This window comes from Promicromonospora sp. NPDC057488, assembly GCF_042802395.1.
In the GTDB taxonomy this organism is placed as follows: Bacteria; Actinomycetota; Actinomycetes; order Actinomycetales; family Cellulomonadaceae; genus Promicromonospora.
In genome coordinates this window covers 15,343-38,402 of record NZ_JBHVEG010000047.1, presented here as the reverse complement: position 1 = coordinate 38,402, position 23,060 = coordinate 15,343, and the positions used below count along the sequence as shown (strand labels likewise).

Below are 23,060 nucleotides of genomic sequence, written 5' to 3'. Positions count from 1 at the left end.
GGTCCACAGGTGGACGGCCACGTCGTCAGGTCACGGCGCGGTGCCGCCGAGGGCCTGCGGCGTGCGGCGCACGCGCGCCCGCATGACCAGGCCGGGGATCCCGGTGCCCAGGAGGACCGGGAACAGGGCGAAGACCGCGAACCAGAGGAAGATCGCGAGATAGCCGTACGCGCCGGCCCCGCCGCTGGTGCTGTTGTCCGCCACGATCAGCAGCACGATGCTGGCCACGACCGCGACGACCACGAAGGCCAGCAGGATCACCGCGATCCAGACGAGGGCGGTGGCCCATTTCCGGTAGGCGGGGCTGATCGGCCGCGGCGCAGGCGGGTGCTGGGCCGGGTACGGGGCTTGCGGCTGGTCCGACATGGCCACACTCTCCCACGTCAGCGCCGCAGCGCCCGCCGCGCCAGGCCGTTGCCGAGCCACTGCACCGCCTGCACGATCACCACGATGATCACCACCACGACGGCGGTCACCGCCCAGTCGTACTGCCGGTAGCCCTGGACGATCGCGAAGTCGCCCAGGCCGCCCGCTCCCAGGTAGCCGCCGATCGCGGACATGTCGAGCACGCCGACGAACAGGAACGTGTAGCCGAGGATCAGCGGTGCGAGCGCCTCGGGCACCAGCACCGTCCGCACGATCCGGAACGGTGAGGCCCCCATGGCCCGTGCCGCCTCGACCACACCGGGGTCGATCGAGACGAGGTTCTGCTCCACGAGCCGCGCGAAGACGAACGTGGCCATGATGCACATCGCGAAGGTGAACGCCTCGATGCCGATCGTCGAGCCGATGACGGCCCGGGTCAGCGGGCCGAGCGCCACCAGGAAGATGATGAACGGGATGGGCCGCACGATGTTCACCGCGAGGTTCAGCACGGCGAACACGAACCGGTGCTGCAGCAGGTTGCCCGGCCGCGTCAGGTACAGCCCGAGCCCGAGCGCGAGCCCCAGGAACCCGCCGATCAGCAGCGTGATCAGCACCATGTAGGCCGTCTGGCCCGCGGCCTCCCAGAGCAGCGGCGTCAAATAATCCCAGTTCACAGGTCGATCCCTCCCGTCAGCCACGTCTGCCCGCCGAACGGCCCGTTACCGGGCAGACGTTCCCCGGGTGCGCCCGGGTCCGGCGGACCGGCCGGGTCCGCGCCCGGGGCGTCCTGCCGCCCGACGCCGCCCACCTCGCGCGGGTGGGCCGCGGTGCCGTGATCGTCCACCCAGGTCACGGCGCGCAGCGCCGCGACGGCGGCCTCCACGGAGCCGCCGTCGCCGACGAGCTCCACCGTCAGCGACCCGTACGGCCGCTCCGCGACCTCCGTGATGCCACCGAACACGACCGTGCCGTCCACGCCGTGCTCGCGCAGGGTGCGCGTCAGCACGGCCGACGAGCCGGCCACCTCGTCCACACCCACGGTCACGATGTGGCCCGAGTGCCGGGTCCGCAGGCGCGCCAGCACCTCGGGCGAGGGCCGGTCGCGCAGCGCGGTGGCGACGAACCGACGCGTCGTGTCGTGCCGGGGCGAGCTGAAGACCTGGTAGGCCTCGCCCACCTCGACCACGCGCCCCCGCTCCATCACCGCGACGCGGTGGCAGATCGAGCGCACCACGTCCATCTCGTGGGTGATGACGACCACGGTGATCCCGAGCTCACGGTTGACGCGCTGGAGCAGGTCCAGCACGTCACGCGTGGTCTCGGGGTCCAGGGCCGACGTCGCCTCGTCCGCCAGCAGGATGCGCGGGTTGGTGGCCAGCGCCCGGGCGATGCCGACGCGCTGCTTCTGCCCGCCCGACAGGGTGGACGGGTAGACGCCCGCCTTGTCCGCCAGGCCGACGAACTCCAGCAGCTCGGCGACCCGCGCGTCGCGCTTCGCGCGCGGCCAGCCGGCGACCTCCAGCGGGTAGCCGACGTTCCCCGAGACGGTCCGGGAGGTCAGCAGGTTGAACTGCTGGAACACCATCCCGATCCCGGCCCGGACCGGCCGCAGGCGCGCCTCGCTCAGCGAGCCGAGCGAGAGGCCGTCGACCACCACGTCGCCGCCGGTGGTCCGTTCGAGCGCGTTGATCAGGCGTACCAGGGTGGACTTGCCCGCACCCGACTGCCCGATGACGCCGAAGATCTCGCCCGCGCGGATGTCGAGGGTGACCTCGTCGACCGCGCGCACCTCGGCGCCCTTCCCCCGGCCCGGGAACACCTTGCTGGCGCCCTCGAACCGGATGATGCTGCTGGTCGCCGCAGGCATCAGGAGGCGTCCTCCTGGATGCCGGCCAGGATCTCCTGCAGCTCGGCGGCCGAGTTGTCCTTGATGACGCCGGTGCCGCCCGAGGCCTCGAGCACGCCCTTCTCGACCTCCGGGGAGTGGTAGATCTCGACGAGCTGCTGGAACACCTCGTTGTCCGCGTCGTCGCCGCGGGCCACCCACACGTTGATGTACGGCTCGGCGGCCGAGGCGTCCGGGTCGTCGGAGAAGATCGCGTCCTCGGAGGTCAGGTCGGCGTCGCCCACGAAGTCGTTGTTGATGATCGAGGCGTCGACGTCCTGCAGGGCGAGGGCCGTCTGGGCGGCGTCGACCGGGGTCACGGTCACCTTGGACTCGTCCTCCAGCACGTCGGCCGGCGTGGAGAACGCGCTGCCGCCGTCGCGCAGGGCGACCAGGCCGGCCTCCTGCAGCACGAGCAGCGCGCGGGCCTGGTTCGTGTCGTCGTTCGGGATGGCGATCTCGCCGCCCTCGGGGATGTCCTCCACGCTGTCGTGCTTGAGCGAGTAGAGGCCCAGCGGGTAGACGGCGGTGGCCGCGATCGGCGTGAGGTCCGACCCGGTGGCGGTGTTGTAGTTGGCGAGGAACTGCAGGTGCTGGAACTGGTTCAGGTCCAGGTCGCCGTCGGTCAGCCCCTGGTTGGGGAGCTGGTAGTCGCTGAAGTTCACCAGCTCGACGCTGATGCCCTCCTCCTCGGCCAGGTCGCTGAACGTGGTCCAGTAGTCGTCGCCGGAGTTGACGACGCCGATGCGGACCGGGTCGTCGGCCGAGCCCGCGGCGGGCGCGGCCTCGTCGGCGTTCCCGCAGGCGCTCAGCGCCAGGACGGCGGTGACGGCGAGGCCGGTGGTCAGGACGGAGGTGAAACGAGACATGGGTGGTCCTCTCGGGCGCACGGGCGCGGGTATGCCTGTGCCCAGGATGCGGGGGGCCTGCGCCGGGCGCAGGCCGAGGGTGTGGGGAGACGGCGGGCCACGGCCATCAGCAACGTGGCGAGCTCGGGACGATGCGGGGCAGTCCGGGAGGGACCGCGGGAACGTGCGGCGCTGTCAGCGCTCGCGCATTCGCCCGCCGCGCACGCGGCCGCGACACATCGCGTCGCGACAGGTGCGCGACGTCGTTGCGGAGGTCCGGGTGCGGGTCATGCGGACATCGTGCGTCACCGGACGACGTCGAAGCCAATCCCTGCGGGGAAAATCCCACGATGCGGACCGAAATCCGTCCACATGGTGGCGGGCCCGCCAGATTTCGGGCAAGAAAGGACCCCTCGCACACCCACCAGAGCTCACTTACCCTTGCTGCCTTCCGGCCCTGGGGGAGTTCGGCGAGATGGTGCCGCACGAGGGGTCTGCCGCAAGCCTAACCGATCCGGACGCCCGGACCGAACCGGGCAGAACCCGCTGTTCGCCACCTCACATCGACCCACCCGGATTCCGATTCGTTGTCCGAGCACGGCGTCCGGTATCCTCGTCAGGCCGCGCCAGACTCCGGTCCGTGGTCGTGCGCCCGCCGTTGTGCGGCGCGCGAGGAGGATTCGCCTAGTGGCCTATGGCGCACGCTTGGAAAGCGTGTTGGGTTAACGCCCTCGGGGGTTCGAATCCCCCATCCTCCGCAGTTCGATGACGCGAGACATCACCGATGTCTCGCGTCATCGTCGTTTCCGGGCCCGTCCAGCGCCCGCGCGGCGGCGTCGACGACGGCGAGCGCCTCGCCCAGGGCCGCGAGCCGGTCCGGGCCGAGGTCGCCGAAGATCCGGCGCAGGATCTCGCCGCCAGCGGCCTCGCCTGCGGCGAGCGCGCGCGCCCCCTCCTCGGTCATGGTCACCACCTTGGCCCGGCGGTCGGCGTCGTCCGACGTCCGGCGCACCAGGCCGCCCCGCTCCATGGCCTCGACCGCCTGGGTGACCGAGCGCGCCGCGTACCCGAGCTCGGCGGCGAGCCCCGCCTGCCGGATCGGGCCGCTCCGCGCCAGCGCCTGCAGGATCTTGGTCTGTGCCAGCGACACTCCGCCCCTGGCCAGGTGCTCGTCCACGGTCCGCCGCAGCCGCGCGGACGTCGTCAGGTAGCGCAGGCCGATCTCGCCGGCGTCGCCCGTGTCTCCCATACCCGCTCCCATTTCGTGAGGTACCTCAGCATCGTGCAATCATTGAGGTACCTCACGATAAGGGAGAGCCACCATGACCACAGCCGTCATCACCGGAGCGACCCACGGGCTCGGCAGGCTCGTCGCCCTCGACCTCGCCCGGCGCGGCCTGCGCCTCGGGATCGTGGCGCGCGACGCCGCCAAGGCGGACGACCTGCACGCCGAGATCGCCCGCACCGCACCCGGCACCACCGTCGACACGTTCCTGGCCGACCTCTCCTCCCTGGCCGAGGTCCGCCGCGTGGGTCAGGACGTCGCGGCGCGCTACGAGCGGATCGACGTGCTGGTCAACAACGCCGGACTGCACGCGTTCAGCCAGCGCGTCACCGGCGACGACCTCGCCGAGATGACGGCGGTGAACTACCTCGCGCCGTGGATCCTGACGAGCACGCTGCTCGACCGGCTCGTCGCGGCGACGCCGGCGCGCGTGGTCACCGTCGCGTCCGAGGCGGCCCGGCAGGCCGGGAGCATCGACCCGGCGCGCGACCTCTCGTTCACCGGGGCGTTCGGCCGCCGCGCCTCGGCCACCCACTACGGGCGGACCAAGCTGATGGACATCATGTTCAGCCAGGAGCTGGCGCGACGGCTCGCCGGGACCGGCGTCACCGCGAACTGCTGCGACCCCGGGTTCAACACCACCGGGCTCGGGCGCGAGCTGCCGTTCGCCGCCACCCTGGAGCGGACGCTGCACCGGCTGCGGGTGGGCGATCCCGCTCGCGGGGCCGGGATCATCACGCGGCTGGCGACCGATCCGGCGTTCGCGACCCGGACCGGCGGCTACTTCTCCGTGCGCGACGCCCGGCCCCTGCGCTGCCCGGAGCCGGGCCGCGCCGCGGCGGTGCAGCGCGAGCTGTGGGAGGCGACCGAGGCGCTACTCGCCTGACCCGGCGGGCTCGTCGTACCGCCGGTAGCCCGCGGCCATGGGGCTCGGCGGGTCGATGCCCGCCAGGACGGCGTCGCTGATCGCGGCGAGCTGGTCCACCTGCTCCGGCGTCAGCACGTCGATGACGTGGCGGCGCACCGTCGCGACGTGGCCCGGCGCGGCCTCGCGCATCATGGCCCAGCCCTCCTCGGTGAGCCGCGCGTTGGTCACGCGGCGGTCCCCCGGACCAGGGAACCGCTCGACGAGGCCGCGCTCCTCCAGGCGCTGCACGACGTGCGAGAGCCGCGACAGCGTCGCGTTCGTCGCCCCGGCCAGCTCGGCCATCCGCAGGGTGCGGCCGGGCGACTCGGCGAGCACCGCCATCACGAAGTAGTCGAAGTGCGTCACGCCGGAGTCGCGGCGCAGCTGGCTGTCGAGGACGCCAGGGAGCAGCTCCAGCACCGCGACGAAGCGGACCCAGGCCGCCATCTGACGACGGTCGAGCCACGGGGTGTCGGTCACGGCGAAAGGCTCTCACGCGATGGTTGTCGCTTCAATTCACCCCGTGCTAGCGTGCCGCAAAAGTTGAAGCTACAACTTGATTCACCCCCTAGCCCCACGCCCACCTGCCAGAACACACCGGCCAGAACAAGCACAGGAGTTCTCTCATGACGTTTCCGTGGACCAGGGACCTCGCGACTCTCGTCGCCCGCATCGCGATCGGCGCGGTGCTCGTAGCGCACGGCGCCCAGAAGTTCTTCACCTTCGGCATCTCCGGCACCATCGACTCCTTCGCCGGCATGGGCATCCCCGTGCCGCAGGCCGCCGCCGTCTTCGCGGCCGTGGTCGAGCTCGTCGGGGGCGCGGCGCTGATCCTCGGCGCCGCCACCCCCGTCGTCGGCCTGCTGGTGGTGCTGAACATGCTCGGGGCGCTCGTGCTCGTGCACCTCGGCAACGGCGTCTTCGTCGACCAGGGCGGCTTCGAGCTGGTCGCGGCCCTCGGTGCCGGCGCGCTCGTGCTGGCGGCCACCGGCCCCGGCGCGTGGAGCGTCGACCACCTGGTGGGTCGCGCGCGAGCCGCCCGCACCCAGGCGGCCTGACCCGGCGCACAGGCCGCACGAGCCGCGCAATTCGCCCATACGTCACACGACGTTCTGGACACGCTCATTTTCACCTGGTCAGGTGGACCGGCACCAACCCCCTGACCCGGAGGAGAGCGCATGTCCGTCATCCCTGGTGGCGCGGGAGTCTCGCGCCGCACCATGCTCACGGCCGCCGGCGCGGTCGGCGCCCTCGGCGTCTCGGCCGCGCTGGCGAGCCCGGCCGTGGCCCGGACCGCGCCGGGCGGCCGGCCGGTCGTCGGCCCCGCCCGCGGCGACCTGCTGCACGCCATGAGCTTCAACGTCCGCTACGACCGGGTGGGTCAGACGCAGCCGGGCCAGCCCGACTACTGGCCGGAGCGGGCCCCGCTGGCCACCGCGTTCCTCCAGCTGGAGCAGCCGACGGTCCTGGGCGTCCAGGAGGTGCTGTTCCACCAGCTCCCCGCCATCGAGGCCGGGCTGGGCAAGCACTACCGGATGGTGGGCTTCGGGCGGGACGGCGGCGCCGGCGGCGAGTACTCCGGCATCTTCTACGACGCCCGCCGGCTGACCGTGAAGTGGTGGGACCAGTTCTGGCTGTCGGACACCCCGGACCTGATCGGCTCCGCCACCTGGGGCAACACCGTGACCCGGATCGTCACCTGGGCCGAGTTCCACGACGAGGCGACCGGCCGCGACTTCGTGCACGTCAACTCGCACTTCGACCACCAGGCCGAGAACGCCCGGGTGCGCAGCGCCCAGGTGGTGCGCGACCAGGTGGCCGAGGCGGGCCTGCCCGTCGTCTTCACCGCCGACTGCAACGCCGCCGCGGAGGCCTCCGCGCCGTACGACGTGCTGGTCACCGAGGGCGGGCTGCAGGACACCTGGCTCGCCGCCGACCGGCAGCTCACCCCGTACGTGGGCACGTTCCCCAACTACGGGACCCCGAACCCGGAGGGCACCCGGATCGACTGGATCCTGGCCACCCCCGGCGTCGACGTGCGCTCGGCCGCGATCAACACCTGGACCAGGGACGGCCGCTACCCGAGCGACCACACGCCGGTCCAGGCGCTGCTCCGCATCGGCTGAGAATGACGGTGCCCATGCTGCCCGCACCGGGCAGCATGGGCGCATGCCCGCACCCACCCGCACCGACCACGCCGCCACCAGGCGGGTCGCCGTCCTCGACGCCCCGTCCAACCTGGGGCTCCGCCCGCCGGCACCCGGCGTCGTCCCCGGGACCTACAAGGCGCCCGGCGCGCTGCGGGACCAGCGGCTCCTGGACCGGACCGGGGCCGAGGACGCCGGGTGCGTCACCCCGCCCCGCTACGACCGGCACGGCTGGCGGCCTGGCGACGGCGTCGCGCACGCGCCGCAGCTCGCCGCCTACTCCCGGCGGCTCGCGGACCGCGTGACGGCGCTGCTCGACGCCGGTGTCTTCCCGCTGGTCCTCGGTGGCGACTGCAGCATCCTGCTCGGGGCGGGCCTGGCCCTGCGCGAGCGCGGCCGGTTCGGTCTCGCGTTCCTGGACGGCCACTCCGACTTCCGCCACCCGGGCAACGCGCCGGCCGTCGGCGCGGCCGCCGGCGAGGACCTCGCCCTGGTCACCGGCCGAGGCCAGCCGGACCTCACCGACATCGACGGGCTGGGCCCGTACCTGCGCGACGACGACGTGGCGCTGCTCGGCATCCGGGACGACGACGAGTACACCGCCGAGCTGGCAGGTACCGAGCTGCTGGTCCGGCCGGTCGCAGCGGTCCGCGAGGCGGGCGCGGCCGCAGTCGGGCGCACCGCGCTGGACCGCCTCGAACGTGCCGGGCTGGACGGGTTCTGGGTGCACGTCGACGCCGACGTGCTCGACCCGACGGTCATGCCCGCCGTCGACAGCCCCGACCCCGGCGGGCTCGACCGGCCGGAGGTGCTGGAGCTGCTGACGGTACTGTGCGCGTCCCCGCGCTGCGCGGGGCTGCAGCTCACGGTCTTCGACCCCGACCTCGACCCGGACGGCACGCTCGCCGCGAGCCTGGCGGACCTCCTGGTGGACGTCCTCGGCTGAGCCTCAGGCGGCCCCGGGCACCGCGACCAGGCGCACCGCCGGGCTCGGCACCAGGCCCACCAGCTCCAGGAGCGACCGGTTCAGCTGGGCGATCGAGTCGCCGAACTCGCTCACGGGCGGGGCCTCGGGATCGAACGAGAGCATGCACAGGACGCCGAAGATCTGCCGCCAGCCGACCGTCATCAGGTAGACGACGCCCAGGGGCAGGTCGTCGCCCATCCCGGGGTTGGCCCGCAGGAGCAGCCGCCGGTACACGTCGAGCTGCGCCGCCAGGTCGGCCGGGAGGTCGGCGTCGGACGGGTAGGGCGCGCCCGCGCGGCGGACCCGGTCGAACAGGGGCGCCCAGGCCCCGCCGAGCCGGGAGGCGACGCTCTGCCGCACCGACGCGCGGGCGCCGACGGCCTCCCGGAAGCCCGGCCCCATCAGCAGGCCGAACTCGGCCCGGTGCGTACCGCACCACACGACGATGGCGTGCGTGCCCGCCTCGACCTGGGCCGCGAGGTCGTCCCGGTCCTGCTGCGCCACCGCCGCGCCGAGGAACGCCAGCAGGCGGTCCATCGTCGACTCGTACAGGGCCTCCAGCAGCCCGACGCGGTCCCCGACGGCGCGCACGACGTCGGCCTCGGGCAGCGCCAGGTCCTGGGCGACGGCGGGGACGGTGACGCCCCGGACGCCGTCGGCGGCGAGCAGGCGACGCGCCGCGGCGAGCGCGTCCGTCCGCAGATCACGCTCCATCGGACCCCCTCCCGCGCCCCGGTACCGGCGCCGAACTCTATCCGGACAGCCGGCTCCGGAGCCAGGAGTTCAGGCCTCGACGAGCACCACCCGCGGGCTGGGCTCGAGCCCCAGCGACGCCAGGAGGCTGCGCATCATGTCGTCGAACATCGCGTCGAAGTTGCCGAAGGCGTAGTCGAGCTGGTCGTACGCGACCATGCACAGCAGGCCGTAGACCTGGCGCCAGAACACCATGATCGTGTGCACCACACCCACGGGGACCTCCTCGGCCGCCCCCGGGCTGTCCTGCGTGAGCACCGCGCGGTACGCGTCGAGCTCCGGAGCGAGCCCGGGCGCGACGTCGGCGTCGGCCGGGAACGGGACCCCGGCGCGCCACAGGGCGGCGAAGGTGGGCACGAACACGGAACCGAGCCGGTGCACGAAGTGCGGGCGGCTCGTTCCGGACGCCCCCACGGCGTGCTGCGCGTCGGCGCCGAGCAGCAGGTCGAACTCGTTCCGGTGGGTGCGGCACCACACGAACAGCGCGTGCGTCGCGGCGTGCAGGCGCGCGGCCTGGTCGTCGGCCGGCTGCCGCGCGACCGCCTGCTCCAGGTAGGCGATCAGCTCGTCCAGCGTGTCGTCGTAGACGGCGGTGAGCAGGCCGGGGCGCCCCTCGAAGTACCGGTACATGCCCGGCCCGGCGATCCCGACCTCCTTGGCGACCGCGACCATCGTGACGCCGTCCGCGCCGTGCTCGGCGAGGAGCCGGCGGGCCGCCGCGCGCGCCTCACGCAGCAGCTCTGCGCGCAGTCGCTGCCTGCGGGTCGGGGTGGCGGCGGGCACGCTCCAGTCTTGCACGTGCGACCGCCACCCCGACGAGGTCAGGCGCGGCGGCGAGTCACCAGGGCAGCGCCGATGCCGACGGCGCCGACCACGATCCCGGCGGCCCCCAGCCAGCGGCCCACGGGGTCGACGGCGGGCTCGTCACCGGCCGCGGAGGCGCCGTCCGAGGCCGCCTCCGCGTGGGCCGCCCCGCCGTGCCCGTCGCCCTCGGCGGCGGTCGTGGTGAACACCGGGGCGGGCGCCTCGGGCTCCTTGCCGTCGTCGCCGGCCAGGTCGTCCCAGTCGACGACGCTGCCGTCGGTGTACGTCTGGTGCGCGGGGAGCACGATCTCGGTGCCCTCCGCGGGCAGCGCGCCGACCCGGACGGCGAACTCCTGGTACTCGTGCGGCGGTACCTCGTTGCCCTCCTGGGCGGTCCAGGTCACGCGGACGGGGGCCTCGTCGACGGTCGCGCCCTCGACCTCGAACGGCTCGTCGAGCTCGGCCACCTCGACCTCGACGTCCCAGCCGGGCAGGCTGCGCGGCGTGACGCTGAGGAACGGGGTGTCGGTGGGCAGGTCGACGACGAGCTTCTCGGTGGAGGCCGTGTCCGACTCCGTGGGCACGCGGAACGTGAGGCCCGCGTAGCTCTCGGCGGCGGTCGTGTCAGGGGTCACGCCGACGTGCGCGTACGCCACGGTGGGCAGCAGCACCAGGGCGGCGGTGGCAGGGATCGCCGCGAGGGCGCGGCGGGCGGGCAGGCTGAAGCGAGTCATGTGCTCGGTCCTTCGGTACGGAATGGTTGGGAGGGTCGGGGCCGGCGACGACGGCGGCCCCCTCTCCCGCACCACGCGCACGTCCACGACCGCCGGCGGCGCGCCGAGCCGGGTCGCCGCGGGGACGCGCGGGACCACGGGCAGGCGCGGCGGCCGCACGGCGAGCGGCCGCACCAGCCAGGACGCGAGCAGCCAGACCCCGCGCTCGACGCCCACGAGCAGCCCGACGGCGACGAGCGTGGCCAGCATGTGCCACGCGAGCATCTCCGGGGCGAGCACCGCCGGCTCGGCCGCCCCGGCGCACGACCCGTAGACCCCGGCCGCCGGGCCGGTCAGGTGGCCGTGCGCCGCGCCGCCGTCGGGCAGCGGGGACGGGCAGGCGCCGGCGAACCAGGAGAAGGCCTGGTGCGCGGCGAGCTGACCGAGGCCCGCCAGGGCGAGGCCGCCCGGCCAGCGGATCTGCCGCCGCACGGCGCCCGCGGCGACGGCGAGCAGCAGGGCGCCCAGCAGGGCGATCGCCGCCACGGGCGGCACGTGGCCGCCGGCCTCGGAGTGCGCGGTCAGGGCAAGCCCGAGCACGACCGACGCCCACAGGAGCGCGCGGCCGAGGCCCACTGCTCCCGAGGACGGCGTCAGCACGGCACCGACCCTACTTCGCGGGCTGGCCCTCGTCGTCGTCGGTCGCGCTCGGCTTGATCTGCTTCTCGGGCTCGATGTCCGCGGACGGCACGCAGTCCTCGGCGTTGGTCAGCGGCTGGTCGGCGGTCAGCTCGACGTCCTCCACGTCGAGCGGCGCCTCGAACTCCTCGCCGATGAGCAGGTCGATCTTGCGGTCCCTGCGGTCGTCGAGCACCAGGCGGATCTCGGGGAACTGCGCGGCCAGCGTGTAGGCCTGCACGATCCCCTTGCGGCCGAACCGGATCTCCGACTCCTGGAGCTGCATCGGCACGTTGCCCTTGGAGATGATGCTGAACCCGCGGTCGGCGAGCACCGTCTCGTGGGCGCTGGCCAGGCCGATCTCCTCCGACGCGTTGAGCAGGCGGATCTGGACGTCGGAGTAGGTGGCGGGCAGGGCGCCGTCGGGCTGCCCCTTGACCGCGGGCAGGCAGGGCACCGGGTAGGTCTTCTGCTCCGCCGCGCCCACCGTGGTGAACGGCCGGTTGAAGGGCGAGCTGATGGCGCCCGAGTAGACCGCGAGCGCGAAGATGCCGCACACGGCGAGGAACGCGATGAGCACGCCGAAGACCACGGCCTGGCGCTCGTGCTCTCGGCGCCGGCGCTCGACGCGCGCCTGGTCGTACCCGGGGGATGTCACGCGATGAACCTACCTGAGCTCAGCGGATGGTGAGCACGCGAGCGTGCAGGACTGGACGTTGCTGGAGGGCGGCGCGCACGGCGCGGTGCAGGCCGTCCTCCAGGTAGAGCGTGCCCTCGTACTCCACCACGTGGGCGAACAGGTCGCCGTAGAACGTGGAGTCCTCGGCCAGGAGCTGGTCGAGGTCGAGCGTGCGCTTGGTGGTCACGAGCTCGTCGAGGCGTACCTGCCGTGGGGGCACGTCGACCCAGTCGCGTGTGCGCGACCGCCCGTGCTCGGGGTACGGGCGGCCGTCTCCTACGGCCTTGAAGATCATCGGTCCGTCCTCACTGGACTCGGCGGGGCACGTCCGGGAGCGGCTGTCGAACCTGCCTGCTGACACCGGACGGCGTCCCGAACCATACCGGAACGCGAGTGCCGACAACAGTTGGACTGACGCCGGCCAAGTAGGGCCGGCGCCGGTCAGACGATCGGCACGTCACGGCGCCGGAACCCGGCGAGAGCGAGCGTGAGGAACGCGGCCGCGACGAGCAGGAGCCAGCCCAGCGGGGCCCAGTCCACGTCGGACCAGGCCACCGCGGGGACGGCGGGAGCGTGCGCGAACGGGGACAGGTCGACGACGGCATCGGGCAGGTCGAGCAGGCTGCCGAGCAGGGTCACCAGGAAGCTGGCGGCGATGACCGCCCAGCCCAGCCCGACCAGCCGCGGGAACCAGCCGTAGAGCGCGGACGTGAGTCCGATCACGACCAGGACCGCCGGCAGGTGGACCACCGCCGCGCCGAGGCCGTCGGCGATCGAGTCGCCCCAGCTCGTACCGGACGCCAGGGCGTTGCCCGCGCCGAGCGCCAGCCCCGCGAGGCCGAGCAGCAGGACCGCGCCGCCGATCGCCCCCGCCAGCCAGGCGACGAGGTACCGGGTCCGGGACACCCGGGTGGCGAGCACCGCCTCGGTGCGCCCGAGCGCCTCCTCCGTGCGGATGTCCTGGACCACGGTGACCCCGTACCCGGCGCCCGCGTACGCCGTCCACGACATGATGAGCGCGGCGAAGCCCGCCGCGATGTCGGAGCCCTGGACGCCCATCGCGGTGACGTACTGCGCGAACTGCTCGTTCTCGGTCACCATGGTCCCGGCCGTCGCCATCAGGTAGCCGACGAAGAACATGTAGACGCCGACGGACACCGCCCAGATCACGAACGACGAGCGGGTCAGGCGCGCCACGAGCGCCGACGTCGAGGTGAGCGACGCCGAGTGGGCCGGTCCGCGGCGCTCCGCGATCAGGCCCGCACCGAGGTCGCGGTGCAGCGTGAGCCAGCCGGCGGCCAGCCCGCCCACGACGAACAGCGCGACGCACAGCAGGAACGGCAGGTAGTCGTTCGCGCCGTAGGGGTCGATCTGCTGCGCCCAGCCGACCGGCGTCACCCAGTGCAGCCAGCCCAGGGCGTCCGGGTCGACGTCGGCCCCGCCGCGCAGCAGGTAGCCGCCGATGACGATCCAGACACCGAGCGAGTTCGCGCCGCGGGAGGAGGACGCGACCTGCGCCGTGACCGCCGCGATGCCGGACGCCGCCAGCCCCACGCCCACGACCTGCGCGCCCAGGGCGACCGCGCCGTCCGGCGGCCCCTGGGACCACACCACGGCGGCGGTCAGCGCACCCGAGACGACGGCGAAGATCGCGCCGACGACCAGGCCGGTGACCAGCGGCGCCAGGGAGCCCACCCGGGCGGCGCGCACCAGCTCCAGGCGGCCGAGCTGCTCCTCCTTGCGGGTGTGCCGCACCACGGCCATGACGGCGAGCACGCCGAACACGGCGACCATGAAGATGCCCACGCGCCACGAGACCGTGGACGCGACGGAGCCCGTGTTCTCGTACGGGCCGAGCAGCACCAGGAACGCCGGGTTGGTCGCGAGCATGCCCTGGATGGTGTCGCGCTGCTCCTGCGTGCCGTAGAGCTCGGACACGGAGCTCAGCGTGCTGACGAACAGCAGCGCGCACACCGCGAGCTGCACGGGCAGCAGCACGCGGTCGCGGCGCAGCGCGAGCCGCAGCAGGTCCCCCGTGCCGGCGAACGCGCCGCGCAGCGCGAGCGCCGGGCGCTCCAGCGCCGGGACCGCCGGCAGCGCCGTGGTGGTCATCGCCGGCCCGCCTTCACGGAGCCGCGGTCGGCGGGCGCGTCCTCGAGCCGCTCCAGCTCGTCGCCGTACTGGCGCAGGAACAGCTCCTCCAGCGACGGCGGCTCGACGGTCAGGCCGTGCGGCTCCAGGCCGGCGAGGGCCTTGGTGACGCGGGGCAGCGCGTCGTCGTCCACGTGGAAGGCGACGCGCGTGCCGACGCCCCCGCCGTCGGTCACCAGCAGGTCGTGCACGCCCGCGAGCGACTCCAGCGCACCGACGTCGCCCGTGACCACGGCCGAGACCTTGGACCGGGTGAGGTGCCGCAGCTCGGCGAGCGTGCCGGACTGCACGTCCTTGCCGTTGCGGATGATCGTCACGGTGTCGCACAGCGCCTCGACCTCGCCGAGGATGTGGCTGGACAGCAGCACCGAGGTGCCCTGCGCCGTCGCCTCGCGGATCGAGTCCTGGAACACCGCCTCCATCAGGGGGTCCAGCCCCGAGGTGGGCTCGTCGAGCACCAGCAGCTCCGCGTCGGCGCTCAGCGCGGCGACCAGGGCGACCTTCTGCCGGTTGCCCTTCGAGTAGGTGCCGGCCCGCTTGGTGGGGTCGAGCTCGAAGCGCTGCAGCATGCGGTCCTTGCGCGCCCGGTCCACCTTGACGCCGCGGAGCCGGAGGAGCAGGTCGATGGCCTCCCCACCGGTCAGCTTGGGCCAGAGCGTGACGTCGCCCGGCACGTACGCGAGGCGCCCGTGCAGGTCCACCGCCTGGGCGAACGGGTCGCCGCCCAGCAGGGCGGCCCGGCCGGCGTCGGGCCGCAGCAGGCCGAGCAGCACGCGGATGGTGGTGGACTTGCCCGCCCCGTTGGGGCCGAGGAACCCGGCCACCTCCCCGGGACGGACGGTCAGGTTCAGGCCGTCGAGCGCCTTCACGGCGCCGAAGGACTTGTGCAGGTCCTGGATCTCGATCGCAGGTGTCACGGTCATGAGTTGTTCGCTCCCGGTTCGTTGACGTACAGGAGGTACTCGTCGAGCGTGCGGCGAGACGTGAGGAAGCCCTCGGTGAACAGCTCCATCATCGGCAGGTAGCTGTTCGTGAAGAAGCCGCGGACGATGCCCGCGAGGTCGTCGGGGTCCGACGGCGGGCTGAGCGTCACCTCGAGCAGCAGCGCGCCGAGGGACGAGAGTGTGAGGTAGCGGGCGCGGGCGGCGTCGTCCCGGCTCGGCACGATCACGCCGGCGGCCACCCCGTCCCGGGTGTAGCCGACGGCGTCGGTGACCATGTGGTCGATGAACTCGCGGGCCAGGGGACTGCCGTCCTGCATGGACCGCAGCACGTAGCCGACGAGCGGCGCGTTCTCGTCGACGGCGGCGAACCGCTGCAGAAAGCTCTGGCCGGCCGCGACGGTGGCGACGTTCTCCTGCTTGAGGCGGCGGATCGTGGCCAGGACCTGCGCGTCGCACTCGGCCCGCAGCTTGTTCTTGGTGCCGAAGTGGTGCATCACCAGCCCGGCGCTCACGTCGGCGTCGGCCGCGATGGTGCGGACCGACGCGCCGAAGCCCTCCACGGCGAACCGGCGGACCGCGGCGTCGCGGATCCGGGCGCGGGCGGTGAGGTCGTCGGCGTCGACCGGGCCGGAGGTGGCTGAACGCATGTTCAACATGCTAGACACGCGTTCAGCCCCGTGTCCATACCGTGTCGGGTCAGCCCTTGGCGGTCCCCCGCCAGCGGCCGATCGCGCGCATGACGTGGTAGATGACCAGGGCTGATGCGGTGCCCAGCGCGATGCCGCCGAACTCGAGGTCGCCGGCCGTCCACGTGAAGTTGGCGATGCCGATGATCAGCGGCACGGCCGCCGTGGTCAGGTTCACCGAGTCGGAGAAGTCGACCTTCGCCTGCACCCAGATCCGGGCGCCGAGGATGCCGATCATCCCGTAGAGCATGGTGGTGACGCCGCCGAGCACGCCCTGCGGCACGGTGTTGATCAGCGCGCCGAACTTGGGCGACATGCTGAGCACCAGCGCGCCGAACGCGGCCACCCAGTAGGCCGCCGTGGAGTACACGCGGGATGCGGCCATGACGCCGATGTTCTCCGCGTACGTGGTGGTGCCGGAGCCGCCGCCGAGGCCCGCCAGCGTGGTCGCGAGGCCGTCGGCGAACAGCGCGCGGCCGGTGAGCTTGTCGTAGTCACGGCCGGTCATCGCGGCCACCGACTTCACGTGCCCCACGTTCTCGGCGATCAGCACCAGGACCACCGGGAGGAACAGGCCGAGCACGCTCGGGTCGAACGACGGCGCGGTGAAGTGCGGGAGGCCGAACCAGTCGGCCTTCGCCACCGGGGTGAAGTCGACCTCGCCGCGCAGGGTCGCGACGACGTAGCCGATCACGACGCCGAGCAGAATCGCCAGGCGGCCGACGATGCCCCGGAACAGCACCTGGATCAGGATGATCGAGGCGAGGGTGATCACGGCCGTGACGGGCGAGGCCTGGAAGCCGGTGCAGTCGCCGTTCTCGTCGCAGGACCCCCAGGCCACAGGCGCCAGGTTGAGCCCGATGAGCGCCACGATCACGCCGGTGACCACGGGCGGCATGGCGAGCTGGATCCAGCGCGCTCCCGCGAAGTGCACCACCACGCCCACCAGCGCCAGCAGCAGTCCGGTGGCGAGGATGCCGCCGATCGCGGCGGACTGCCCGGCCGACGCCGTGGCCGCGAGGATCGGCGCGATGAACGCGAAGCTCGACCCCAGGTAGCTCGGCAGCTTGTTGCCCGTGATGAGCAGGAATCCGATGGTGCCGATCGCCGAGAAGAACAGCGTCGTCGCCGCGTCGAACTGGGTGATGGTCGGCACCAGGAAGGTGGCGCCGAACATGGCCACGATGTGCTGCAGGCCGATCCCGACCGTGCGCGGCCAGCTCAGCCGCTCGTGCGGGGCGACCACTTCTCCGGGAGTGATGCGCGCGCCATCACCGTGCAGCGTCCAGCCGAGTCGCATGCTTCTGTCCTTGATCTCGCAACGTGAGGGTCGCGCGGATCTTATCGGTCAGCCGGTGCTGCCCCGTCAACAGGTGCTGCGGTACTCGACGATCTCGTCGTCCGGCTCAGGCGCGGGGCAGAGGAACCGGGCGTACCGCTCGTCGTCGTCCACGTAAAGCTTGAGCCACGAGATGCCGTACCGGGCGATGTTGGTGTCCGGCAGGACCGGGGCGTCGTGCGTCGCGTCCCGCAGCTCGAGGTAGGCCTTGTCGCCGCCCGCCGGGAGCGACTCGTACATCGGCTCGGCGTGCAGACGCACCCGGGCCACGATGTCGTCCTCGGCGCCGATGATCAGGGTCGGCGCCGTGACCTCGGGGAACGTCTTGTCCACGCTCCACGGCGTGAGCGGGACGACGGCCCGGAGCGTCGGCCGGTCCTTGGCCGCCTCCAGGCTGCCCCCACCGCCCATCGAGTGGCCCATCACGGCCAGCCGCGCGGGGTCGACGCGGTCCGCGACCGCGGTGTCGCGGAGCTGGTCCAGCGCGGCGAGGAGCTGGTCGCCGCGGCGGTCGGGCGAGTCGCCCGGGCTGTTCGTGTCGATGGTCACCACCACGAAGCCCTGCGAGGCCAGCCGCGGCCCGAGCCACGCGATGCTCGCCTGCGTGCCCGTGTAGCCCGGCGCGACGGCGACCGCGCCGAACGTACCCTCGGACGTGTCGGCCGGGTAGTAGACGGTGGCGCCGCCGTACCCCTCGGCGGCGGCGCGCGGGATCACCAGCTGCTCGACGGCGAACGCGCCCAGCGGCGCCTCGATGCTCGCCTCCGTGGGGTCCGGGCCGCGCCGGAAGCCGTCGTCGGCGGAGGCGGCGGGGCCGGCGGCGAGCGCCCCGGCGGCCAGCACCGCCACGGCCAGAGAAGCACGGGCAACACGAGACATGCTCTGCATGGACTTCTCCTGGGGTGTGTCGCGAGGAGCGGCTGAGAAGACCCTAAGGAAATTTCACCCCGGCGGCCTGCGGAAGCGAACGGGCCGCCCCGCACGACGGCGGGGCGGCCCGGGAAGCAGGCGGGAGACGGGTCAGCCGAGCTGCGGGCGCACCTCGCGCGCGATCAGGTCGAGGTGGTCGAGGTCCGCCAGGTCGAGCACCTGCAGGTAGACGCGCTGGACGCCGTCGGCCTCCAGGGCCTTGAGGCGGTCCACGGCCTCGGCGACCGTGCCGGCGATGCCGTGCTCGCGCAGCTCGGCGGGCTCGCGGCCGATCGCCGCCGCGCGGCGGGTGAACTCGGCCTCGTCCTGGCCGACCGCGGCGACGAGCGCCACCGACTGGACGATCGAGCCGGGCTCGCGCCCGGCGTCGGACAGGGCCTTCTCGATGACCTTGATCCGCGGGCCGATCTCGCTGATCTCCGGGAACGACTGGTTGTACTCGTCGCCGTACCTCGCCGCGAGAGCGGGCGTGCGGCGGGGGCCGCCGCCCCCGACCAGCACGGGGATCTTGGCCTGCGCGGGCTTGGGCAGCGCCGGCGAGTCGGTGATCTGGTAGTGCTCGCCGGAGAAGGAGAACGTCTCGCCGACGGGCGTGCCCCACAGGCCGGTGACGACCGCGAGCTGCTCCTCCAGGATGCCGAACCGCTTGTCGGGGAACGGGATTCCGTAGGCCGCGTGCTCGGCGGCGAACCAGCCGGTACCGAGGCCCAGCTCGACACGGCCGCCGGACATCTGGTCCACCTGCGCCACCTGGATGGCCAGCACGCCGGGGTGCCGGAACGTGGCCGAGGAGACGAGCGTGCCGAGCCGCACCGTGGAGGTCTCGCGGGCCAGGCCGGCGAGCGTGACCCAGGAGTCGGTGGGCCCGGGCAGGCCGTCCCGGTCGCCCATGGCCAGGTAGTGGTCGGAGCGGAAGAACGCGCTGAACCCGAGCCGCTCGGTCGCCTGGGCGACGGCGAGCTGGTCGTCGTACGACGCGCCCTGCTGGGGCTCGGTGAAGATACGCAGGTCGAGAGTCATGTTTCCTCTGGTGCCGGTGGGTCTGGTGCCGGTGGTTCAGTCGAACTGGGGGTCGGTCGTGCGCGACCGCTTGATCTCGTAGAAGTACGGGTACCGCGCCAGCGCCACGGAGGCGTCGAACAGCGCGCCCGCCTCCTCGCCGCGCGGGATGCGCGTGAGCACGGGACCGAAGAAGGCCACGCCGTCGACGTGGATGGTGGGCGTGCCGACGTCGTCCCCGACGGGCTTCATGCCGGCCTCGTGGGAGGCCGCGAGCTCCTCGTCGTAGTCCTCCGAGGTGCCCGCCTCCGCGAGGGCGGCGGGCAGGCCGGCCTCGGCGAGCGCCGCGACGGCCACGGCGTCGAAGTCCTTGTCCTGCTGGTTGTGGATGCGCGTGCCGGCGGCTGTGTAGAAGGCGGAGAACGCCTCGGGACCGTGGTCGGTCTGCACGGCCGCGGCGACGCGGCCGATGCCGCGCGAGCGCTCGATGCGGGCCCGGTAGTCGTCCGGGATGTCCCGGTCCTTGTTGAGCAGGTAGAGGCTCATGAGCTTGAAGGTGAGCTCGACGTCGCGGATCTGGGCCACCTCGAGGGCCCAGCGTGACGTGATCCAGGCGAAGGGGCACAGGGGGTCGACGTAGACGTCGACGACGGGACGGTCAGCGGTCTCGGTCACGCGCAGCAGACTACGCTCACCTGCGTGACCGGGATCCGTTGGGGAAGCCTCGCCACCGTCGTCGCCGGCGGGGTGATCTTTCTGGTGTGCCTGGTGGGCGTGATCCTCGGTCACCCGTGGGCCGCGGTGCCCGGTGTTCTCGGCCTGCTGACGGCCGTGCGCGAGGTGCGCTACCTGCGCAGACTGCAGTCAGGGAAGATCTCCGGCAAACGGGAAAATTCGCATCATGAACCCCATTCTTCGCTCAAAGACTCTTCACGGCGCCCGGGGGGCACGCGGTAGCCTGCCTGGCATGACCGCCGTACGGACCCACACGCACGCGCAGGCAGTCGACGCCGCGGTGGACCTGTTCACCCGGCAGGGGTACGAGGGAACCACCGTCGAGGAGATCGCCGACGCCGCGAAGGTGAGCCGCGCGACGTTCTTCCGCCGGTTCCGCTCCAAGGAGGACGTGGTCTTCGCCGACCACGAGCTGCTGCTCGAGGAGGTCGTGGTCATGCTCGCCGCGACCCGCCCCGACGCCCGGGCGAGCGAGGAGTCCGGCCACGACCTGGGCCGCGGCTGGGACCCGGACGTCGACCCGTACCTCGAGGTGTGCCGCGCGGCGCGCATGGTGTTCGACCACCACGTGGGCCAGCGCGACACGTCGCTCGCCCGGTACGCGCTGCTGCAGCAGGTGCCGGCGCTGCGCGACCGCGAGCTCATCACGACGCACCGGTACGAGCGGGCGTTCACCCACTACCTGCGCGACACCCTGCCGCCGGAGCGGTCCGCCTCCACGGCGTCGATCGCCTTCGCGGCCTCCGTGGTCGCCGTGCACAACGCGATCCTGCGGCGCTGGCTGCGCACGCCCTCGCTGGAGCTGCGGCCCGAGCTGGAGGAGGCGTTCGCCGACCTGCGCCGCGCCGCCGTCCTGGGCACGTCCGCCGGCCCGCTGGCCGACGACGGCACGCCGGTCAGCCGCCGCGTCGTCGTGGCGGTCGTCGAGGGGGCGGCCGGACCCGACGAGGTGGCGCGCGCCGTCCGCGAGGCGCTGGTCTAGCTCCGTGTCAGACGTACAGGTCCCCCGGGTGACCTGTACGTCTGACACGGGGTGGGTTCTGGTGGGAATGCCGCCGTGGCATCCTGTGTTCCGCTAGACATCGTGCAGCAGTTGCACACGTGCTCCGGGGTCGGTGAAATTCCGAGCCGGCGGTGACAGTCCGCGACCCGGGTGACTCCTTCGGGAGGAACCCGGTTGACCTGGTGGAACTCCAGGACCGACGGTGAAAGTCCGGATGGGAGGAAGCACGTGCGGCGCGCGCCGTCGACCCCTCGGGGCGCCGGTACCGCGTCGTCGTCGGCGCCGTCGTGGCGCTCGGCCCTCACCCCGGAGTCCCCGTGTGCGGACCTGGAGAGGGAAGAGAAATGGACTGGTTCCGCGCCGCCTACGACGCGACGTTCCTGGTCGGCGACCAGCAGATCTACTGGCGCGAGGTCATCGGCAACCTGTTCGGCCTGGCCTCCGCCCTGGGCGGGCTGCGCCGCAAGGTGTGGGCCTGGCCGGTGGGCATCGTCGGCAACATCCTGCTCTTCACCGTCTTCATGGGCTCCTGGTTCGGCGAGACGGGCCGGGCCGACATGCTCGGCCAGGCCGCCCGGCAGATCATGTTCATCGCGGTCTCGATCTACGGCTGGTACCGCTGGCGGCAGACCCAGCGCGCGGGCGGCGCCGGCACGGTCGCGGTGCACCCGCGCTGGGCCTCGTGGCGGGTCCGCATCGCCCTGGTGACCGGGATGTTCGCCGGGACCCTGCTCCTGACCCCCCTCTTCCGGACCCTCGGCTCGTACGAGCCGGTCTGGGCCGACGCCTGGATCTTCACGGGCTCGGTGCTCGCCACCTACGGCATGGCCAAGGGCTGGGTCGAGTTCTGGCTGATCTGGGTGGCCGTCGACCTGGTGGGCGTGCCGCTCCTGTTCTCCGCCGGGTACTGGGCCACCGCGCTGATGTACGTGATCTACGGCGCGTTCACGCTGTTCGGCTTCTTCGCGTGGTGGCGCATCAGCCGCCGGGAGAACGCCGGCCCGGACCAGGTGGCGGTCGCGGCCACCTGATCGCGTAGCGTCGGCGCTCGTGAACGCACAGGAGCGCACGGCCAGGATCGGGATCGTCGGCTCGGGCTTCCGCGCCCGCACCATGCTGCGGGTGCTGCACGCCCTGCCCGACCGGTTCGAGGTGGCCGGCGTGGCCACCCGCAACGCGGCGGACCGGGAGGCGCTGGCGGAGCACGGCCTGCCGGCCGCCGGGCTGCCGGGGCTCCCCGCCCCGGTCTTCGCCTCGGTGGCCGAGCTGCTCGCCGCGGGCCGGCCCGACGTCGTGCTGCTGACCCTGCCGGCCGGAGCGGCCCAGCCGGTGATCCGCGACCTCGCCGCCGCCGGCGTCCCCGTGCTCACGGAGACGCCGGCGGCAGGCACGGTCGAGGAGCTCGCGGCGCTGCAGGCGCTCGTGGACGACGGCGCCTGCGTGCACGTCGCCGAGCAGTACCACCTGGAGCCGCTGATCGAGGCGCAGCTCGCGGTCGCGGCGTCCGGCCTGCTCGGCGCCGTGACCGACGCGCACGTCGCGGTGGCGCACGACTACCACGGCATCAGCGTGCTGCGCCGCGCCCTGGGCGCCGGCTTCGAGGACGCCGAGATCACCGCCCGCCGGGACGCCCGCCGCGTGCTGCCGAGCCCCAGCCGGGCGGCCGACCCCGACGACCTCGCCCTGATCGACACGGTGCACGCGACGGCGTGGCTGGACTTCGGCGACCGGCTCGGCACCTACGAGTTCGACGACGTCCAGTACCGCTCCTGGGTCCGCTCCCCCGCGCTGCTGGTCCGCGGCGAGCGGGGCGAGCTGCGCGACGACGTCGTCCGCACGGTCGGTGCCGACGGGCAGCCCCGGCGCTCCACGCTGGAGCGCGTGGCCGCGGGTGGCGCGGGCAGCCACGAGGGCATGTTCCTGCGGGGCTACACGATGGACGGCGAGTGGCTGTACGGCAACGCGTTCCGCCCCGCCCGCCTGCCCGACGACGAGCTGTCGATCGCGCGCATCGTCGCCGACATGGCCGACCACGTGCTGCACGGGGCGCCGCCGCCGTACTCCGTCGCCGAGGCGGCACAGGACCAGTACCTGCAGCTGGCGGTGCGGCGCGCCGCGGCGTCGGGCGAACGGGTGCGGACCCGGCCCCAGGCCTGGGCGCACGGGCGTGTCTGCCGGCACGCCGGGAGCCCTGACCTGTGAGACCTAGTATCGCTTGACCTGAGATCCGGTACCGGCGCA

General features: G+C 73.1%; 26 protein-coding genes, 1 tRNA gene, 1 other RNA gene and 1 riboswitch. Of the genes, 9 read left to right on the top strand and 19 right to left on the bottom strand.

All coding sequences use genetic code 11. The features are described from left to right. Positions 1 to 30 precede the first annotated feature (30 nt). The 5 genes from ACFU5G_RS12310 to ffs form a co-directional block, all read right to left on the bottom strand. Positions 31 to 366: a hypothetical protein gene (locus tag ACFU5G_RS12310; RefSeq protein WP_377244405.1), complete on the bottom strand. Its 336-nt coding sequence runs from the start codon at positions 364 to 366 to the stop codon at positions 31 to 33. A 17-nt stretch (positions 367 to 383) separates the two neighbouring features. Then, entirely contained in the window at positions 384 to 1,040 is a 657-nt protein-coding gene (locus ACFU5G_RS12305) for a methionine ABC transporter permease (protein WP_377244402.1), read from the bottom strand. Beyond that, the gene (locus tag ACFU5G_RS12300; RefSeq protein ID WP_377244399.1) at positions 1,037 to 2,233 is read right to left on the bottom strand and encodes a methionine ABC transporter ATP-binding protein; all 1,197 of its coding nucleotides are present in this window, start codon (positions 2,231 to 2,233) and stop codon (positions 1,037 to 1,039) included. Before ACFU5G_RS12300 ends, ACFU5G_RS12305 begins: the two co-directional genes overlap by 4 nt. Next, positions 2,233 to 3,120: a MetQ/NlpA family ABC transporter substrate-binding protein gene (locus ACFU5G_RS12295; protein ID WP_377244397.1), complete on the bottom strand. Its 888-nt coding sequence runs from the start codon at positions 3,118 to 3,120 to the stop codon at positions 2,233 to 2,235. The genes ACFU5G_RS12300 and ACFU5G_RS12295 overlap by 1 nt, the downstream gene beginning before the upstream one ends. Positions 3,121 to 3,500: 380 nt before the next feature. Beyond that, positions 3,501 to 3,597: signal recognition particle sRNA small type (gene ffs / locus ACFU5G_RS12290), an RNA gene on the bottom strand. 175 nt (positions 3,598 to 3,772) lie between these two features. Here ffs and ACFU5G_RS12285 point away from each other — a divergent pair. Continuing rightward, positions 3,773 to 3,857 (top strand) — tRNA-Ser (locus tag ACFU5G_RS12285). A 20-nt stretch (positions 3,858 to 3,877) separates the two neighbouring features. Here ACFU5G_RS12285 and ACFU5G_RS12280 read toward each other — a convergent pair. Next, the gene (locus ACFU5G_RS12280; RefSeq protein ID WP_377244394.1) at positions 3,878 to 4,348 is read right to left on the bottom strand and encodes a MarR family winged helix-turn-helix transcriptional regulator; all 471 of its coding nucleotides are present in this window, start codon (positions 4,346 to 4,348) and stop codon (positions 3,878 to 3,880) included. A 73-nt stretch (positions 4,349 to 4,421) separates the two neighbouring features. Between ACFU5G_RS12280 and ACFU5G_RS12275 the strand changes: the two genes are divergently transcribed. After that, positions 4,422 to 5,270, top strand: coding sequence for an SDR family NAD(P)-dependent oxidoreductase (locus ACFU5G_RS12275; RefSeq protein ID WP_377244391.1), 849 nt, complete (start codon positions 4,422 to 4,424; stop codon positions 5,268 to 5,270). On the opposite strand, the gene ACFU5G_RS12270 is transcribed toward ACFU5G_RS12275, so the two are convergent. After that, positions 5,259 to 5,771 (bottom strand): MarR family winged helix-turn-helix transcriptional regulator, encoded by a 513-nt coding sequence (locus ACFU5G_RS12270; protein WP_377244388.1) that lies wholly within the window; start codon positions 5,769 to 5,771, stop codon positions 5,259 to 5,261. The two genes, ACFU5G_RS12275 and ACFU5G_RS12270, sit on opposite strands and share 12 nt — an antisense overlap. Positions 5,772 to 5,917: 146 nt before the next feature. On the opposite strand from ACFU5G_RS12270, the gene ACFU5G_RS12265 reads away from it, so the two are divergent. The 3 genes from ACFU5G_RS12265 (at position 5,918) to ACFU5G_RS12255 (ending at position 8,384) form a co-directional block, all read left to right on the top strand. Next, positions 5,918 to 6,349: a DoxX family protein gene (locus ACFU5G_RS12265; protein ID WP_377244385.1), complete on the top strand. Its 432-nt coding sequence runs from the start codon at positions 5,918 to 5,920 to the stop codon at positions 6,347 to 6,349. 120 nt (positions 6,350 to 6,469) lie between these two features. After that, a complete protein-coding gene (locus tag ACFU5G_RS12260; RefSeq protein ID WP_377244382.1) occupies positions 6,470 to 7,417 on the top strand; it encodes an endonuclease/exonuclease/phosphatase family protein in 948 nt (315 codons plus the stop codon). A gap of 43 nt (positions 7,418 to 7,460) precedes the next feature. Then, entirely contained in the window at positions 7,461 to 8,384 is a 924-nt protein-coding gene (locus ACFU5G_RS12255; RefSeq protein ID WP_377244379.1) for an arginase family protein, read from the top strand. A gap of 3 nt (positions 8,385 to 8,387) precedes the next feature. Here ACFU5G_RS12255 and ACFU5G_RS12250 read toward each other — a convergent pair whose 3' ends face one another. From ACFU5G_RS12250 to ACFU5G_RS12195, 12 genes are all read right to left on the bottom strand, one after another. Beyond that, positions 8,388 to 9,119 (bottom strand): hypothetical protein, encoded by a 732-nt coding sequence (locus ACFU5G_RS12250; protein ID WP_377244376.1) that lies wholly within the window; start codon positions 9,117 to 9,119, stop codon positions 8,388 to 8,390. Between the two features lie 69 nt (positions 9,120 to 9,188). Further along, entirely contained in the window at positions 9,189 to 9,956 is a 768-nt protein-coding gene (locus tag ACFU5G_RS12245) for a TetR/AcrR family transcriptional regulator (RefSeq protein ID WP_377244373.1), read from the bottom strand. Between the two features lie 23 nt (positions 9,957 to 9,979). Continuing rightward, positions 9,980 to 11,335: a YcnI family protein gene (locus tag ACFU5G_RS12240; protein ID WP_377244370.1), complete on the bottom strand. Its 1,356-nt coding sequence runs from the start codon at positions 11,333 to 11,335 to the stop codon at positions 9,980 to 9,982. Positions 11,336 to 11,345: 10 nt separating this feature from the next. Further along, positions 11,346 to 12,011 carry a LytR C-terminal domain-containing protein gene (locus ACFU5G_RS12235; protein ID WP_377244367.1) on the bottom strand — a complete coding sequence of 222 codons (666 nt, stop codon included), beginning with the start codon at positions 12,009 to 12,011 and terminating at the stop codon, positions 11,346 to 11,348. A gap of 19 nt (positions 12,012 to 12,030) precedes the next feature. Then, on the bottom strand, positions 12,031 to 12,327 hold the full coding sequence (locus ACFU5G_RS12230; protein WP_020017838.1) for a type II toxin-antitoxin system VapB family antitoxin: 297 nt from the start codon (positions 12,325 to 12,327) through the stop codon (positions 12,031 to 12,033). A 146-nt stretch (positions 12,328 to 12,473) separates the two neighbouring features. Next, a complete protein-coding gene (locus ACFU5G_RS12225; RefSeq protein ID WP_377244363.1) occupies positions 12,474 to 14,144 on the bottom strand; it encodes an ABC transporter permease in 1,671 nt (556 codons plus the stop codon). Then, positions 14,141 to 15,106 (bottom strand): ATP-binding cassette domain-containing protein, encoded by a 966-nt coding sequence (locus tag ACFU5G_RS12220; RefSeq protein WP_377244360.1) that lies wholly within the window; start codon positions 15,104 to 15,106, stop codon positions 14,141 to 14,143. The genes ACFU5G_RS12225 and ACFU5G_RS12220 overlap by 4 nt, the downstream gene beginning before the upstream one ends. Beyond that, positions 15,103 to 15,774, bottom strand: a complete 672-nt coding sequence (locus tag ACFU5G_RS12215) for a TetR family transcriptional regulator (RefSeq protein ID WP_377244357.1) — start codon at positions 15,772 to 15,774, stop codon at positions 15,103 to 15,105. The genes ACFU5G_RS12220 and ACFU5G_RS12215 overlap by 4 nt, the downstream gene beginning before the upstream one ends. Positions 15,775 to 15,823: 49 nt before the next feature. Continuing rightward, positions 15,824 to 17,113, bottom strand: a complete 1,290-nt coding sequence (locus tag ACFU5G_RS12210; RefSeq protein WP_377244354.1) for a uracil-xanthine permease family protein — start codon at positions 17,111 to 17,113, stop codon at positions 15,824 to 15,826. Positions 17,114 to 17,179: 66 nt separating this feature from the next. After that, a complete protein-coding gene (locus ACFU5G_RS12205) occupies positions 17,180 to 18,040 on the bottom strand; it encodes a serine aminopeptidase domain-containing protein (RefSeq protein ID WP_377244351.1) in 861 nt (286 codons plus the stop codon). Between the two features lie 132 nt (positions 18,041 to 18,172). Next, positions 18,173 to 19,102, bottom strand: coding sequence for an LLM class F420-dependent oxidoreductase (locus ACFU5G_RS12200; RefSeq protein ID WP_377244348.1), 930 nt, complete (start codon positions 19,100 to 19,102; stop codon positions 18,173 to 18,175). A 36-nt stretch (positions 19,103 to 19,138) separates the two neighbouring features. Further along, the gene (locus ACFU5G_RS12195; RefSeq protein ID WP_377244345.1) at positions 19,139 to 19,756 is read right to left on the bottom strand and encodes a disulfide bond formation protein DsbA; all 618 of its coding nucleotides are present in this window, start codon (positions 19,754 to 19,756) and stop codon (positions 19,139 to 19,141) included. A 24-nt stretch (positions 19,757 to 19,780) separates the two neighbouring features. Here ACFU5G_RS12195 and ACFU5G_RS12190 point away from each other — a divergent pair, with 24 nt between their 5' ends. The 4 genes from ACFU5G_RS12190 (at position 19,781) to ACFU5G_RS12175 (ending at position 23,021) form a co-directional block, all read left to right on the top strand. Beyond that, positions 19,781 to 20,038 (top strand): hypothetical protein, encoded by a 258-nt coding sequence (locus ACFU5G_RS12190; protein ID WP_142040780.1) that lies wholly within the window; start codon positions 19,781 to 19,783, stop codon positions 20,036 to 20,038. A 10-nt stretch (positions 20,039 to 20,048) separates the two neighbouring features. Next, entirely contained in the window at positions 20,049 to 20,798 is a 750-nt protein-coding gene (locus ACFU5G_RS12185) for a helix-turn-helix domain-containing protein (RefSeq protein WP_377244342.1), read from the top strand. 115 nt (positions 20,799 to 20,913) lie between these two features. Next, a riboswitch (FMN riboswitch) is annotated at positions 20,914 to 21,051 on the top strand. Positions 21,052 to 21,163: 112 nt separating this feature from the next. Next, positions 21,164 to 21,850: a nicotinamide riboside transporter PnuC gene (gene pnuC, locus ACFU5G_RS12180; protein ID WP_377244339.1), complete on the top strand. Its 687-nt coding sequence runs from the start codon at positions 21,164 to 21,166 to the stop codon at positions 21,848 to 21,850. Positions 21,851 to 21,869: 19 nt separating this feature from the next. Further along, positions 21,870 to 23,021 carry a Gfo/Idh/MocA family protein gene (locus ACFU5G_RS12175; protein WP_377244336.1) on the top strand — a complete coding sequence of 384 codons (1,152 nt, stop codon included), beginning with the start codon at positions 21,870 to 21,872 and terminating at the stop codon, positions 23,019 to 23,021. Positions 23,022 to 23,060: the final 39 nt, after the last annotated feature.

Bases quoted from the DNA above. Each gene is read 5' to 3' on its own strand.
- ACFU5G_RS12220 (WP_377244360.1), bottom strand. From the start codon at position 15,106: ATGACCGTGACACCTGCGATCGAGATCCAGGACCTGCACAAGTCCTTC.
- ACFU5G_RS12210 (WP_377244354.1), bottom strand. From the start codon at position 17,113: ATGCGACTCGGCTGGACGCTGCACGGTGATGGCGCGCGCATCACTCCC.
- ACFU5G_RS12215 (WP_377244357.1), bottom strand. From the start codon at position 15,774: ATGCGTTCAGCCACCTCCGGCCCGGTCGACGCCGACGACCTCACCGCC.
- ACFU5G_RS12255 (WP_377244379.1), top strand. From the start codon at position 7,461: ATGCCCGCACCCACCCGCACCGACCACGCCGCCACCAGGCGGGTCGCC.
- ACFU5G_RS12310 (WP_377244405.1), bottom strand. From the start codon at position 366: ATGTCGGACCAGCCGCAAGCCCCGTACCCGGCCCAGCACCCGCCTGCG.
- ACFU5G_RS12230 (WP_020017838.1), bottom strand. From the start codon at position 12,327: ATGATCTTCAAGGCCGTAGGAGACGGCCGCCCGTACCCCGAGCACGGG.
- ACFU5G_RS12295 (WP_377244397.1), bottom strand. From the start codon at position 3,120: ATGTCTCGTTTCACCTCCGTCCTGACCACCGGCCTCGCCGTCACCGCC.
- pnuC (WP_377244339.1), top strand. From the start codon at position 21,164: ATGGACTGGTTCCGCGCCGCCTACGACGCGACGTTCCTGGTCGGCGAC.
- ACFU5G_RS12250 (WP_377244376.1), bottom strand. From the start codon at position 9,119: ATGGAGCGTGATCTGCGGACGGACGCGCTCGCCGCGGCGCGTCGCCTG.
- ACFU5G_RS12260 (WP_377244382.1), top strand. From the start codon at position 6,470: ATGTCCGTCATCCCTGGTGGCGCGGGAGTCTCGCGCCGCACCATGCTC.
- ACFU5G_RS12300 (WP_377244399.1), bottom strand. From the start codon at position 2,233: ATGCCTGCGGCGACCAGCAGCATCATCCGGTTCGAGGGCGCCAGCAAG.
- ACFU5G_RS12280 (WP_377244394.1), bottom strand. From the start codon at position 4,348: ATGGGAGACACGGGCGACGCCGGCGAGATCGGCCTGCGCTACCTGACG.
- ACFU5G_RS12265 (WP_377244385.1), top strand. From the start codon at position 5,918: ATGACGTTTCCGTGGACCAGGGACCTCGCGACTCTCGTCGCCCGCATC.
- ACFU5G_RS12225 (WP_377244363.1), bottom strand. From the start codon at position 14,144: ATGACCACCACGGCGCTGCCGGCGGTCCCGGCGCTGGAGCGCCCGGCG.
- ACFU5G_RS12185 (WP_377244342.1), top strand. From the start codon at position 20,049: ATGACCGCCGTACGGACCCACACGCACGCGCAGGCAGTCGACGCCGCG.
- ACFU5G_RS12205 (WP_377244351.1), bottom strand. From the start codon at position 18,040: ATGCAGAGCATGTCTCGTGTTGCCCGTGCTTCTCTGGCCGTGGCGGTG.
- ACFU5G_RS12200 (WP_377244348.1), bottom strand. From the start codon at position 19,102: ATGACTCTCGACCTGCGTATCTTCACCGAGCCCCAGCAGGGCGCGTCG.
- ACFU5G_RS12275 (WP_377244391.1), top strand. From the start codon at position 4,422: ATGACCACAGCCGTCATCACCGGAGCGACCCACGGGCTCGGCAGGCTC.